General features: G+C 73.6%; 13 protein-coding genes. 4 read left to right on the top strand and 9 right to left on the bottom strand.

Going from position 1 to position 11,699, the window contains the following annotated elements; genetic code table 11:
- Positions 1-509: DMT family transporter (locus E1211_RS12690; protein ID WP_165947245.1), on the top strand; the 509-nt coding region annotated here is incomplete at its 5' end.
- On the opposite strand, the gene E1211_RS12685 is transcribed toward E1211_RS12690, so the two are convergent.
- From E1211_RS12685 to E1211_RS12660, 6 genes are all read right to left on the bottom strand, one after another.
- Positions 472-1,398, bottom strand: coding sequence for a diacylglycerol kinase family protein (locus E1211_RS12685; RefSeq protein ID WP_132348706.1), 927 nt, complete (start codon positions 1,396-1,398; stop codon positions 472-474). The genes E1211_RS12690 and E1211_RS12685 overlap by 38 nt on opposite strands.
- Positions 1,399-1,504: 106 nt before the next feature.
- Positions 1,505-2,398, bottom strand: coding sequence for a twin-arginine translocase subunit TatC (tatC, locus tag E1211_RS12680; protein WP_132348716.1), 894 nt, complete (start codon positions 2,396-2,398; stop codon positions 1,505-1,507).
- Between the two features lie 81 nt (positions 2,399-2,479).
- Positions 2,480-2,770: a Sec-independent protein translocase subunit TatA gene (tatA, locus tag E1211_RS12675; RefSeq protein WP_132348704.1), complete on the bottom strand. Its 291-nt coding sequence runs from the start codon at positions 2,768-2,770 to the stop codon at positions 2,480-2,482.
- Positions 2,771-2,977: 207 nt separating this feature from the next.
- The gene (locus E1211_RS12670) at positions 2,978-3,226 is read right to left on the bottom strand and encodes a hypothetical protein (protein ID WP_132348702.1); all 249 of its coding nucleotides are present in this window, start codon (positions 3,224-3,226) and stop codon (positions 2,978-2,980) included.
- Between the two features lie 10 nt (positions 3,227-3,236).
- Positions 3,237-4,271, bottom strand: coding sequence for a YafY family protein (locus E1211_RS12665; protein ID WP_132348700.1), 1,035 nt, complete (start codon positions 4,269-4,271; stop codon positions 3,237-3,239).
- A complete protein-coding gene (locus E1211_RS12660) occupies positions 4,268-5,266 on the bottom strand; it encodes a YafY family protein (protein ID WP_132348698.1) in 999 nt (332 codons plus the stop codon). The genes E1211_RS12665 and E1211_RS12660 overlap by 4 nt, the downstream gene beginning before the upstream one ends.
- 125 nt (positions 5,267-5,391) lie before the next feature.
- On the opposite strand from E1211_RS12660, the gene E1211_RS12655 reads away from it, so the two are divergent.
- Both E1211_RS12655 and E1211_RS12650 read left to right on the top strand, forming a co-directional pair.
- On the top strand, positions 5,392-6,393 hold the full coding sequence (locus E1211_RS12655; RefSeq protein WP_132348696.1) for a cation diffusion facilitator family transporter: 1,002 nt from the start codon (positions 5,392-5,394) through the stop codon (positions 6,391-6,393).
- Positions 6,394-6,483: 90 nt separating this feature from the next.
- Positions 6,484-7,569: a DUF3866 family protein gene (locus E1211_RS12650; RefSeq protein WP_132348694.1), complete on the top strand. Its 1,086-nt coding sequence runs from the start codon at positions 6,484-6,486 to the stop codon at positions 7,567-7,569.
- A 45-nt stretch (positions 7,570-7,614) separates the two neighbouring features.
- On the opposite strand, the gene E1211_RS12645 is transcribed toward E1211_RS12650, so the two are convergent.
- From E1211_RS12645 to pafA, 3 genes are all read right to left on the bottom strand, one after another.
- Entirely contained in the window at positions 7,615-8,754 is a 1,140-nt protein-coding gene (locus tag E1211_RS12645) for an oxalate decarboxylase family bicupin (protein ID WP_165947244.1), read from the bottom strand.
- Positions 8,755-8,923: 169 nt separating this feature from the next.
- A complete protein-coding gene (locus E1211_RS12640) occupies positions 8,924-9,130 on the bottom strand; it encodes a hypothetical protein (RefSeq protein WP_132348692.1) in 207 nt (68 codons plus the stop codon).
- A gap of 68 nt (positions 9,131-9,198) precedes the next feature.
- Positions 9,199-10,557, bottom strand: a complete 1,359-nt coding sequence (gene pafA, locus E1211_RS12635; protein ID WP_132348690.1) for a Pup--protein ligase — start codon at positions 10,555-10,557, stop codon at positions 9,199-9,201.
- A 136-nt stretch (positions 10,558-10,693) separates the two neighbouring features.
- Here pafA and rfbB point away from each other — a divergent pair, with 136 nt between their 5' ends.
- The gene (gene rfbB, locus E1211_RS12630; protein WP_132348688.1) at positions 10,694-11,671 is read left to right on the top strand and encodes a dTDP-glucose 4,6-dehydratase; all 978 of its coding nucleotides are present in this window, start codon (positions 10,694-10,696) and stop codon (positions 11,669-11,671) included.
- Positions 11,672-11,699: the final 28 nt, after the last annotated feature.

Below are 11,699 nucleotides of genomic sequence, written 5' to 3'. Positions count from 1 at the left end.
GCGCGGGGGTGGGTTTGGCCGGGGTGGTCCTGCTCGGCCGGGGCGGCTTCGACCGGCTCGACCCGCTCGGCGCCGCCCTCGCCCTGGTCGCGGGGGCGACCTGGGCGGCGTACATCGTGCTCAGCGCCCGGGTGGGGGCCCGTTTCCGGGGCGCCGACGGGCTGGCCGTGGCGCTCGCCGTCGCCGCCGTGCTGACCCTGCCGGCGGGGTTGGCGACCACCGGCCGGGTGCTGCTGGACCCGTCGGTGCTGGCGCTGGGGGTCGCGCTCGCCGTGCTCGCCTCGGGGCTGCCGTACACCCTCGAACTGCTCGCGCTGCGGCGGCTGCCCACCGCCACGTTCGCGGTGCTCATGAGCCTCGGCCCGGCCGTCGCCGCGCTCGCCGGTTACCTGGTGCTCGGGCAGCGGCTGAGCGTGCTGGAGGTGGTGGCGATCGCCCTGGTCATCGCGGCGAGCGTCGGTGCGGTGCGGGTCAACGCAGCAACCGCAGCGCGCCCGGCACGGCGGTGACGGTCACCGGTAGGTCCAGCGACCGCTCGCCGTCGGCGTACGTCGTGATGCCCTCCGCGACCAGCTCCACGGTGCGTACGCGGTAGCTGCTCACCAGCGGGTGCCGCAGGTGGGTGCCCTGGTAGATGCTCGGCTTGACGCGGATCAGGGTGCGCCGGTCGAGCCGCCCGCCGACGACCACGTCGAGCAGGCCGTCGGTCGGGTCGGCGTCGGGGCAGATCCGCATCCCGCCCCCGTAGCTGGGGCAGTTGCCCACGGCCACCAGCACCGCGTCGAGCTCGTACGGCTCACCGTCGAGGCGCAGCTTGTAGCGGCGCGGACGGAGCCGGGCCAGCTCGACCATGATCGCGAGGTCGTACCGGCGGGGGCCGCGCGGCCACCGCATCCGGTTGGCCCGCTCGTTGACGATCGCGTCGAAGCCGGCGGCGAGGACCGCCCCGTACCAGCGTGGCGGCCCGGTGGGGCCGGTCAGGCGGGCCAGGTCGACGGGGCGGGCACGACCGGCGCGCAGCGCCCCGGCGATCACCTCGGCGGCGCCGAGCGGGTCGGGCGGGAAGCCGGTGTCGGTGGCGAAGTCGTTACCGGTGCCCGCCGGGACCGGCCCGAACGGGATCGAGGTTCCGGCCACGGCCTGCACCGCCCGGTGCACGGTGCCGTCGCCACCCACGGCCACCAGCGCGGCCACTCCCCCGGCGACCGCGGTGCGGCAGACCGTCTCGGCCTGCTCGGCGCTGTGCGCCTCCAGGAGCCGCACCTCCCGGCCGGCGCCGGCCAGCCGGGAGATCAACGGCGCGAGCAGGCTGCGGTGGCGGCCCCGGCCGGCCTGCGGGTTCGCCAGCACCGCGACCGGACCTTGGGGATCGACGGAGGGGTGATCGGCCGCGGTCATGGCGAGCAACCTACCGGTACGGCGAACGCCGCCCGACCCGGGCGGCGTTCGTCAAGTTTCGGTCTTCCTCGTCGGTGTCCGCTGCCGGTGCCGGCAGCGGGGTGGGTCAGGTCATGTCGTCGTAGCGGCGCTCGATCGGCGCGGGAGCGCTGATCGGTTCCGGCGCGTCGATCGGGCCGGTCGCCTCGACCCGCTGCCCCGCCTCGACCGGCTCGGGGGTCGCGTCCAGCGGCGACACCTCGTCGTCGGCGATGCCCGCGTAGATCTCCTTGCCCCGTCCCCGCCGCTTGTCGTTGACGAACGCGACGCCGACCGCGACGAAATAGAGCAGGGAGAGCGATGCCGCCAGCAGTGTCATCCCGAACGGGCCCGGATCCGGTGTGGCGACGGCCGCGAACGCGAACGAGATGAAGATGACCACCCGCCACCAGCTCAGCAGCCGGCGGGCGCTCGCCACCCCGGTGAAGTTGAGCATCAGCAGGATGAGCGGAAACTCGAACGCCACGCCGAACAGCAGGATCATGTTCGTGACGAACGAGATGTAGCGGGTGACCTCCAGCTGGGTGTCGGTGCCCGTCACGCCCGATTCCAGCAGGAACGCGAGACCCTTGTCGACCACCAGGTACGCGAGTACCGCGCCACCGGCGAACAGCGGCGCCGCGATGGCGACGAAGACGTACGCCCACTTGCGCTCGTGCCGGTGCAGGCCGGGCGCGATGAACGCCCAGAGCTGGTAGAGCCAGACCGGCGCCCCGACGATCAGGCCGATCCAGAGCGCCAGCTTCAGCTTCAGGATGAACCCGTCGGCGGGCGACAACTGCAGGAAGTTCTGGCAGTTGCCGAAGGCGTCGGTCGCCTGCGGCAGGCTGCAGTACGGCTCCTTGAGCAGGTTGAACGCCGGTTGGGCCAGGAAGAACCCGACGATCAGGCCGGCCACGATCGCCAGCGAGGCGCGGAAGAGCCGGTTACGTAGTTCCCGGACGTGCTCGATGAGGGTCATCGAGCCGTCGGAGGCCCGCTCAAAGTTGCTCGGGCCGCGCTTGCGCAACGCGAAGGCCGCCACGGTCTTCGGGTCCCTCGATCAGTTTTCGCGGACGCGCTGCACCGGGTCGACGACCGGCTGCTGCGGCGAAGCCTGGTACGGCGCCTGCTGCGGCTGCGCGGCCTGCGGCGGCAGCGGCTGGTAGCCGGACTGCGCGTCGGCCTTCTCGGCCAGGTCGCGGTCGTCGTCGTGCAGGCTCTTGGTCTCGGCCTTGATGATCCGCAGCGAACGGCCGAGCGAGCGGGCCGCGTCGGGGAGCCGCTTCGCGCCGAAGAGCAGGATCAGCACGACCACGAGTACGGCGATGTGCCACGGCTTGAGGGCACCCATGGGAAGCTCCAGTCGCTTGTGAGACAGCAGGGGGGTAACGCAGCCATCGTACGTGCGTATCGGCCCGTTGCCACCCGCCGGGGCGGGGGTGGTTCGTCCCGGCGGGTGAAGTCTTGACCAACCCGGGACGTCCCGTCAACAGCCGGTGAGCGATCCGTCGCGGACGCCGCGCCGTGATCCCTGAGGCGTGCTGACCGGCGAGCCGGCTCAACCGTGCCGCTTCGCCCTGATCAGCTCGATCCGGCGCTGGGTGACCGTGAGCTGCCGCTGCAGCGTCTCGGACCGCTCCTGGAGCGTCCGCGCGGCTCCGGCGAGCTCGAGCGCCTCGTCCTGCCGCCGCTGCAACGCCAGCGCCGCCCGGCGCAGCCCGGGCAGGCGGGCCAGCACGCCCCGCACGGCCACCGCGAGCAGGACGAGGGCGGCCAGCACCACCGCGAGCACGATCCACCACAGCACGGCGGTCAGCCTACCGGGAGCCCGCGGCGACCGCCGGGTCGGCGGCGGCCGGGGCACGTCGGGCGTCCGGCGCCGGTCGGGCGTACGCGTCGAGCGCGGCGCTCGCCGAGGCCCGCACCTGCTCGGCCAGCTCCGCCGGCGCCACCACTGTCACGTCCGGGCCGAGGCCGAGGACGAACCGGCGCGCCCACCCCAGGTCGGTGACGCGCAGCGACACCAGCCAGTGGTCGGCGTCCCCGGCCCGGACCTCCTCGCACGGGTAGTACTCGGTGATCCATCGCTCACCCCGACCGACCCGCAGCGTGATCAGCGGAAGATCCGGAGAGGGGCGGAACGCCCCGTCGCTGAGATCGTGCGGGCGGGCCTGCGGCGGCACCACCGCCGGCTCGTCCAGCTCGGTGACCGCGTCGATCCGGTCAGCCCGGAACAACCGGACCGCCTCAACCCGGCGGCACCACGCCTCCACGTACGCCCGACCGCCGACCATCAGCATGCGCAGCGGGTCGATGACCCGCTCGGTGGTCTCGTCCCGGGCCGCCGTGTAGTAGGTGATCCGCAACGCCCGGCCGCCCTCGACGGCCGCCCGCAGCGTCTCCACCCGCCCGATGTCCGCCGGCAGCCGCACCTCCACCGGAGCGGCGACCAGGTCACCGGCCGCGCTCTCGATCTTGGCGAGGGCACGCTCCACCGCCTCCCGGTTGGCCACCCCCGGGGTCTCGGCGAGCATCCGCAGCGCCACCACCAGCGCGAGCGCCTCGTCGGGGGTGAGGCGCAGCGGCCGGTCGATGCCGGCGTCGTAGGTGATGGTCACCCGGTCACCGTCGAAGGCCATGTCGATCAGGTCACCCGGGCCGTATCCGGGCAGCCCGCAGACCCAGAGCAGCTCCAGGTCCTCGCGCAGCTGCCGCTCGGTGACGCCCAGGTCGCCGGCCGCCTCGGCGATCTCGATGCCGGGACGGGCCAGCAGGTAGGGCACCAGGTTGAGCAGGCGGGCCAACCGGTCGGCGGAGGCGCGGGAGCCGCCCTTGGCGGTGGGACGGGTCATCTGCTGCCTCCGGCGGTCGCCAGGTCGTCGTGCCGGGACGCGATCTCCTTCAGCCGCTGGATCACGGCTTCGCGCACCTCGGGCGGGTCGAGCACGCGCACGTCCGGGCCGTAGCCGACGAGGTGACCGGCGAGCGACTCCGCGTCGGCGTACGGCAGGACCAGCCGGTCCCCGTCCGGCCCGGGGACGGTCTCCACCGCCCAGCGGCGCAGCCCGGCGGCCCGGCCCGGCGCGGCGAGGACCGTGGCCCGCCCGGTCCGCTCCACCGGCCCGGACCAGCGCGCCACATGGCTGATCAGGTCGACCCCCGCCGGCGGCTCGTACGCGCCCGGCCCGCCGGTGACCCGCACCCCGCCGACGACGCGGGAGAGCCGGAAGCAGCGGGTCGCCTCCCGGTCGAGGTCGTGGCCGACGACGTACCAGCGGCCGCGCCAGCAGACCACCCCCCACGGCTGGAGCCGGCGCCGGGTCGGCGCGTCCTGATCGGGCACCCGGTAGTCGAAGCCGACCTCCCGGCGGTCCCGCGCGGCGGCGGTCAGCGGGGCGAACGCCGGGTCCACGGTGACCATCGGCTCCAGGCCGAGGGTGGCCTGCGGATCGACGTCCACCCCGGCGGCACGCAGCTTCGCCAGCCCGGAGGAGGCCGCGGCGGCCAGCCCGGCGTGCTGCCAGAGCCGCGCGGCGATCCCCACGGCGGCCGCCTCGTCGGGTTCGAGGGGGATGTCGGGCAGAGCGTACTCACGGCGGGCGATGCGGTAGCCCGGCTCGGAGTCGAAGACGCTCGCGGTGCCGGTCTCCAGCGGGACGCCCAGCTCACGCAGCTCGGCCTTGTCCCGCTCGAACTTGCGCTGGAACGCCTCGTGGTCACGGGCGTCGTCCGGATCGTGTTCGTAGCCGGGCACGGTCGCGGCGATCTGCGCGGCGGTCAGGAACCGGCGCGTGGAGAGCAGACAGATCACCAGGTTGACCAGGCGTTCGGTACGAGTACGGGACACGCATAGACGCTAGCAGCCGACCCGAGGCGGGCGTGCACCCACGCGGGCGCGGCGTGGGCCGGATGCCCCGACCCAGGTACGACGCCCGCCGGGCGCGCGGGCGGCGGGAGCCATAGTGTTTTGCCATGGCACAACCGGAGGTCAAGACCGAGAGCGTCGGCACCGTGATCGTCGCCGGTGCGGCGAACCTCGCCATCGCGGCCGCGAAGCTGGTCGCGGGTCTGATCTCCGGCTCCGCCGCGATGCTCTCCGAAGCCGCCCACTCGGTCGCCGACACCACCACCGAGCTGCTGCTGTTCATGGCCCTGCGCCGGGGGGCCCGCCCGGCGGACGCCCGCCACCCCTTCGGCTACGGCAAGGAGAGCTACATCTGGGCCTTCTTCGCGGCCCTGTTCACCTTCGTCGCCGGCGCCGGCTTCGCGATCACGCACGGGATCACCACGATCCTCGTGCACGAGCACAGCGGCGACTTCCTCGTCTCGTACGTCGTGCTCGCGGTCTCCTTCGTCATCGAGGCGATCTCGCTGGGCCGGGCGGTGCGGCAGGTGCGCCGGGAGTCGCGACGGTGGGGCACGACGCCGCGCCGCTTCCTGCGCCTGACCGCCGACACCACGGTCAAGGCGGTCGTCCTCGAGGACAGCGCCGCGCTCATCGGCCTGCTCCTGGCCGGGTGCGGCGTGGCGCTCTCCGAACTCACCGGCGACGAGCTGTGGGACGGGATCGCCTCGGTGCTGATCGGCCTGCTGTTGCTGGCGGTCGCCGCCACGCTGGCCTACAGCAACCTGTCGCTGCTGGTCGGCCGGGCGGTGCCGGTACGCCTGCAGCACGAGATCGAGCGGTCCCTGGCCGGGCTTCCCGAGGTGACCCGGGTCGGCACGCTCTTCACCATGCAGCTCGGCCCGGAGGACATCCTGGTCGCCGCCAAGGTGGACTTCCGGGACGAGGCCACCGGCGCGGACATCGAGGCCACCGCCGACGAGGCGGAGCGGCGGCTGCGGGAGCGCTACCCGGAGGTCCGGTACCTCTTCCTCGACCCGACCCGATCGATGCCCGGCGGCGGCGCCCGGGTGGCCGGGAAGCCGGACCCGCCGATCACGGACGGGCCGGTCGACCCCGGCCTGCGCTGACCGGGCCCGACGCGCCGCGCGACGGCGCGGACGGCCGTGACGTGGACCCGGTGCCGGGCAGGCCCGCACGCGGACGCTAGCGTGCCCGTCATGGTGCGATGGCGGTCCGGGACGGTGACGGCGCTGCGGCGGCAGTGGGCCGGGGCGGTGGAGCTGGACGTGACGCTCCCCGACGGTTCGCCCATGCGAGCGCTGGCCTACCCCCACCTGGTCGGCCGGCCCGAGCCGGGCGATCGGGTGCTGCTCAACGCCGGCGCGCTGCTGATGGGCCTCGGCACCGGCGGCTACGCCCTCGTGGTGGCGCTGCCGGACCGGTTGCCGCCGGACCCGCCGCAGGCCGTCGACAACCGCGACGCCGGCCATCTGGTGAAGGCCCGCTACACCCCGCTGCAGCCGATCCTGCTCGGCGTGGACGAGGAGGCCTCACCACACCGGGCGGTCCTGGAGACCGCCGAGGAACTGGGCGGCATGCCGGTGGTCACGGCCGACCTGCACTCGGCGCTGCCGGCGATCCTCGCCGGCGTCCGCGCCGACGCGCCGCACGCCCGGATCGCGTACGTGCTCACCGACGGCGGGGCCCTCGCGGCGTGGTTCTCCCGCACCCTCGCCGGGCTGCGCGACGAGTTGGTCGGCACGATCACCGTCGGGCAGGCGTTCGGCGGCGACCTGGAGGCGAGCACGCTGCACAGCGGGCTGCTCGCCGCCCGCCACGTGCTCGACGCCGACGTGGCGGTCGTCTCCCAGGGTCCCGGCAACCTCGGCACCGGCACCCGCTGGGGCTTCTCCGGGGTGGCCGTCGGCGAGGCGGTCAACGCGATCGCCACGTTAAGCGGGCGCCCCGTCGGTTCGCTGCGCATCTCCGACGCCGACGCCCGTCCGCGCCATCGCGGCGTGTCCCACCACAGCCTCACCGCGTACGGCCGGGTGGCGCTGGCCCCGGCCGAGCTGGTGGTGCCCGACGGTCTGGACCCGGCGCTCGCCGCCGACGTCGAGGCCGCGCTGGCGCCGCTCGCCGCGCGGCACCGGATCGTCCGGGTACGCACCGACGGCCTCGACGCCGCGCTGCGGGCCACCCCGGTGCCGCTCTCCACGATGGGGCGGGGCCTGGACGCCGACCACGCCTACTTCCTCGCCGCCGCGGCCGCCGGCCGCCACGCCGCCACCCTGCTGGGCTGACCGCACCCGTCGCCGGGGCTGGCGGGGGCGGCGACGCCGGGTCGGTCAGCGGACCACGGGCCGCTTCTCCCGGGGCAGCCCGGCGATCACCTCCCGGGGCAGGTTCAGGGTGTCCGCCACCACCTCGGCCGGGGTGTTCGCCATCCACTGGGTCAGCGAGATGTCGGCGAACCGGGGTTTGCGGAACATCTCCAGGTAGACCAGTGGCTCCGACCCGAGGTTCTCGATGTAGTGGCCGTACGCGAAGGGCACGTACCCGACGTCGCCGGCCCGGTAGTCGAAGGTCCGCGCCACACCGGTGCTCGCGAAGACCCCCATCCGGCCCCGCCCGGAGATGTAGTACTGCCACTCGTCGTCGTTGGGGTGCCAGTGCATCTCGCGCAGGCCACCCGGCTCCACCTCCACGAGGGCGGCGCAGATGGTGGTGGCCGCGGCGAAGGTGGAGACGTCGGCGACGCGGACCGTGCCGCCGGGGAAGCGCTGCGGTTGCTGGGCGCGCATCCGGTGGCTGAAGGTGCTCGGCACGTCCCCGGTCGGACTGATCACCCGGTCCTGGTCCAGCGGTGGCGGGACCTGGCCGGCGAAGATGTACTTCTCGCGTTCGGGCAGTCGGTCCAGCAGCTCCGGGGCCCAGCCGAAGTTCTTCGCCAACACCTCACGCGGGGTGTGCGCGAACCAGTCGCTGATCAGGAAGGTGCCGTTCTCGGAGAACGCGCCGTCGTCGAAGACGAGCAGGAACTCCACCCCCTCGTCGAGGGCCTGGATGTGGTGCGGCACGCCCTTCGGGAAGAACCACAGGTCCCCGGCCCGCACGTCGTCGACGAAGTTGCGTCCCTCCTGGTCGACCGCGCTGATCCGGCAGCTCCCGCTCAGCACGTACGCCCACTCGGACTGCTTGTGCCAGTGCAGCTCCCGGTACGCCCCCGGCTCCAGCGCCATGTCCACGCCGCTGAGCTCCGTGGCGATCGGCAGCTCCCGCTGGGTGATCTCGCGGGTCCAGCCGCCCCGCTCGATCCGGGTGTGCGCGTCCGCGAAGGAGAACCGCAGGTTCGGTACGGTTCCCGCGTCCGTGACGGGTGGGACGAGCAGGTCGGGGTTCTCCCGGTCCCGCGTCACGTCCCGTGGCCCGGGATCGCGCCAGCCCTCGCCGCCCCGCTCCGGCTGCGGCACCCTCATGTCGTTCATGATCGCCTCCCGCTCGTCGCGTCGCCGGGCGCGCGGACGCTGGCCGTGCCGCGGCGACGACGGGAACTACCCGACCTCGCGACCCGGGCGGGCCAACCGCTGGCCCGCAGGGGTCACCAGGGCGGGACGCCCGACGCGGGCGCGGGAAGCGACGGGGGCGAGGTGCGGCTCAGACGAGGAAGATCAGGGCGAGCCAGCCGCCGACGATCAGCACCAGCGCGAGCGCGAGCACCCACGTCGGAACGGTGTACTCACCGCGCCGGTTCCGTTCGATCTCGGCGCGGATCTTCGACCGGCGGCGTTCCACCCAGTTCTGGCGCTGCCGGCCACTCTCGGTGGGCTCTTGGCCCGACTGCGGGCCCGGGGATGTCGTCATGGCCCGGCCAGCCTACCGGGCGGCCCGGGCCGGCAACGCGCCACCGCCGCCCGGGCCCACCACGGTGCTCACATGCTCGCGATCAGCCGCTCGACCCGCTCGTCGTACGCCCGGAACGGGTCCTTGCAGAGCACGGTGCGCTGCGCCTGGTCGTTGAGCTTCAGGTGCACCCAGTCGACGGTGAAGTCCCGCCGCTTCTCCTGCGCGTGCCGGATGAACTCACCGCGCAGTCGGGCCCGGGTGGTCTGCGGCGGCGTCTCCTTCGCCTCGAAGATCTCCGGGTCGGTCGCCACCCGATCCACGTCGCCGCGCCGCTCCATCAGCGCGTACAGGCCCCGGCCACGGCGCAGGTCGTGGTAGGCCAGGTCCATCTGGGCCACCCTCGGGTGCGACAGCGGCAGGTCGTGCTTGCGCTGGTAGCGCTCGATCAGCCGCAGCTTCGTCACCCAGTCGACCTCCCGGGCCACCGGGTCCAGGTCGCCGGTCTCCACCGCCCGCAGCACCCGGCCCCACAGCTCCACCACCCGCTTGGCGGTCTGGTCACCGCCTCGCCGCTCGACGAACTCGGTCGCCCGCGCCAGGTACTCCTGCTGGATCTCCAGCGCGCTGATCTCCTTGCCGGAGGCGAGGCGCACCTTGCGCCGCCCGGTGATGTCGTGGGACACCTCGCGGATCGCCCGGATCGGGTTCTCCAGCGACAGGTCCCGCATCACCACCCCGGCCTCGATCATGCGCAGCACGATGTCGGCCGAGCCGACCTTGAGCAGCGTGGTGACCTCGTTCATGTTGGAGTCGCCGACGATCACGTGCAGCCGCCGGTAGCGTTCGGCGTCGGCGTGCGGCTCGTCCCGGGTGTTGATGATGGGGCGGCTGCGCGTCGTCGCCGAGGAGACCCCCTCCCAGATGTGCTCGGCCCGCTGGGAGAGGCAGTAGACCGCGCCCCGCGGGGTCTGCAGCACCTTGCCCGCGCCGCAGATCAACTGGCGGGTGACCAGGAACGGGATCAGCACGTCGGCCAGCCGGCCGAACTCGCCGTGCCGGGACACCAGGTAGTTCTCGTGGCAGCCGTACGAGTTCCCGGCCGAGTCGGTGTTGTTCTTGAACAGGTAGATCTCACCCGCGATGCCCTCGTCGTGCAGCCGCTTCTCCGCGTCGACGAGCAGCCCCTCGAGGATCCGCTCACCGGCACGGTCGTGGGCCACCAGGTCCACCACCGAGTCGCACTCCGGGGTGGCGTACTCGGGGTGGGACCCGACGTCGAGGTAGAGCCGGGCCCCGTTGCGCAGGAACACGTTGCTGGACCGGCCCCAGGACACGACCCGGCGGAAGAGATAGCGAGCCACCTCGTCCGGCGAGAGCCGCCGCTGTCCGCGGTAGGTGCAGGTGACGCCGTACTCGGTCTCGAGGCCGAAGATTCGCCGCTCCATGGTGTGACATTAGCCGCCCGAAGCCCGGATTGGGCAGCGCTCGATCCGGTGGCCTTCCCGCGCGGGCGGCCACCCACCGGACGAGCGGCCGGCGGACCCGGCCCCGCGTCGCCGGCGGGCCGGTACCTTGGCAGCCGTGAAGATCCTCGTCACCGGCGGAGCCGGGTTCATCGGCTCGGCGTACGTCCGGCGGCTGCTCACCGGCGGCGAGCCGCTCCTGCACCCCGACACGGTCACCGTGCTCGACAAGTTCACCTACGCCGGCACCCGGGGCGGTCTCGGCCCCGTCCACGACGACCCCCGGCTGCGGGTCGTGACGGGGGACGTCTGCGACGGCCCGCTGGTCGACGCCGTCGTCGCCGAGCACGACGTGATCGTCCACTTCGCCGCCGAGTCGCACGTCGACCGCTCCATCGCCGGGGCCGCCCCGTTCGTGACCACCAACGTGCTCGGCACCCAGACCCTGCTCGACGCCGCGCTGCGGCGCGGCACGAGCCGGTTCCTGCACGTCTCCACGGACGAGGTGTACGGCTCGATCGCGGACGGCTCGTGGACGGAGACCGCCCCGCTGGACCCGAGCTCCCCGTACTCGGCCAGCAAGGCCGGCGCCGACCTGCTCGCCCTCGCCTACCACCGCACCCACGGCCTCGACGTCGTGGTGACCCGGGGCTCCAACACGTACGGCCCCTACCAGCACCCGGAGAAGGTGGTGCCGCGGTTCATCACCAACCTGCTCGACGGGCGCGACCTGCCGCTCTACGGCGACGGCGGGAACGTCCGGGACTGGCTGCACGTCGAGGACCACTGCCACGGCGTCACCCTCGCCCTGCTCAAGGGCCGGGCCGGCGGCGTGTACCACCTGGCCGGCGGCATCGAGCTGACGAACCGGGAACTCACCGGCCGGCTGCTCGACGCCTTCGGCGTCGGCTGGGAGCGGGTCCGCCCGGTCACCGACCGCAAGGGCCACGACCGGCGCTACTCCCTGGACACCGGCGTCGCGCGGCGTGAGCTGGGCTTCGCCCCCCACGTCGGCTTCGAGCCGGGGCTGCGCGACACCATCGCCTGGTATCGGGGCAACCGGCCGTGGTGGGAGCCGCTCACGCGGAGCGCCTGAACGTGAACGCGGTCGCCGGCCGACCCGA

The sequence above is a fragment of the Micromonospora sp. 15K316 genome, assembly GCF_004348525.1.
GTDB lineage: Bacteria > Actinomycetota > Actinomycetes > Mycobacteriales > Micromonosporaceae > Micromonospora.
Note: the sequence above shows the minus strand (reverse complement) of the source record. Positions and strands in the feature narration are given on the sequence as shown.

What these genes read in the sequence shown, in the direction of transcription:
- E1211_RS12645 (WP_165947244.1), bottom strand. Translation starts at nt 8,754, where the DNA reads ATGAACGACATGAGGGTGCCGCAGCCGGAGCGGGGCGGCGAGGGCTGG.
- E1211_RS12650 (WP_132348694.1), top strand. Translation starts at nt 6,484, where the DNA reads ATGGTGCGATGGCGGTCCGGGACGGTGACGGCGCTGCGGCGGCAGTGG.
- tatA (WP_132348704.1), bottom strand. Translation starts at nt 2,770, where the DNA reads ATGGGTGCCCTCAAGCCGTGGCACATCGCCGTACTCGTGGTCGTGCTG.
- E1211_RS12665 (WP_132348700.1), bottom strand. Translation starts at nt 4,271, where the DNA reads ATGACCCGTCCCACCGCCAAGGGCGGCTCCCGCGCCTCCGCCGACCGG.
- E1211_RS12640 (WP_132348692.1), bottom strand. Translation starts at nt 9,130, where the DNA reads ATGACGACATCCCCGGGCCCGCAGTCGGGCCAAGAGCCCACCGAGAGT.
- pafA (WP_132348690.1), bottom strand. Translation starts at nt 10,557, where the DNA reads ATGGAGCGGCGAATCTTCGGCCTCGAGACCGAGTACGGCGTCACCTGC.
- E1211_RS12685 (WP_132348706.1), bottom strand. Translation starts at nt 1,398, where the DNA reads ATGACCGCGGCCGATCACCCCTCCGTCGATCCCCAAGGTCCGGTCGCG.
- E1211_RS12655 (WP_132348696.1), top strand. Translation starts at nt 5,392, where the DNA reads ATGGCACAACCGGAGGTCAAGACCGAGAGCGTCGGCACCGTGATCGTC.
- tatC (WP_132348716.1), bottom strand. Translation starts at nt 2,398, where the DNA reads ATGACCCTCATCGAGCACGTCCGGGAACTACGTAACCGGCTCTTCCGC.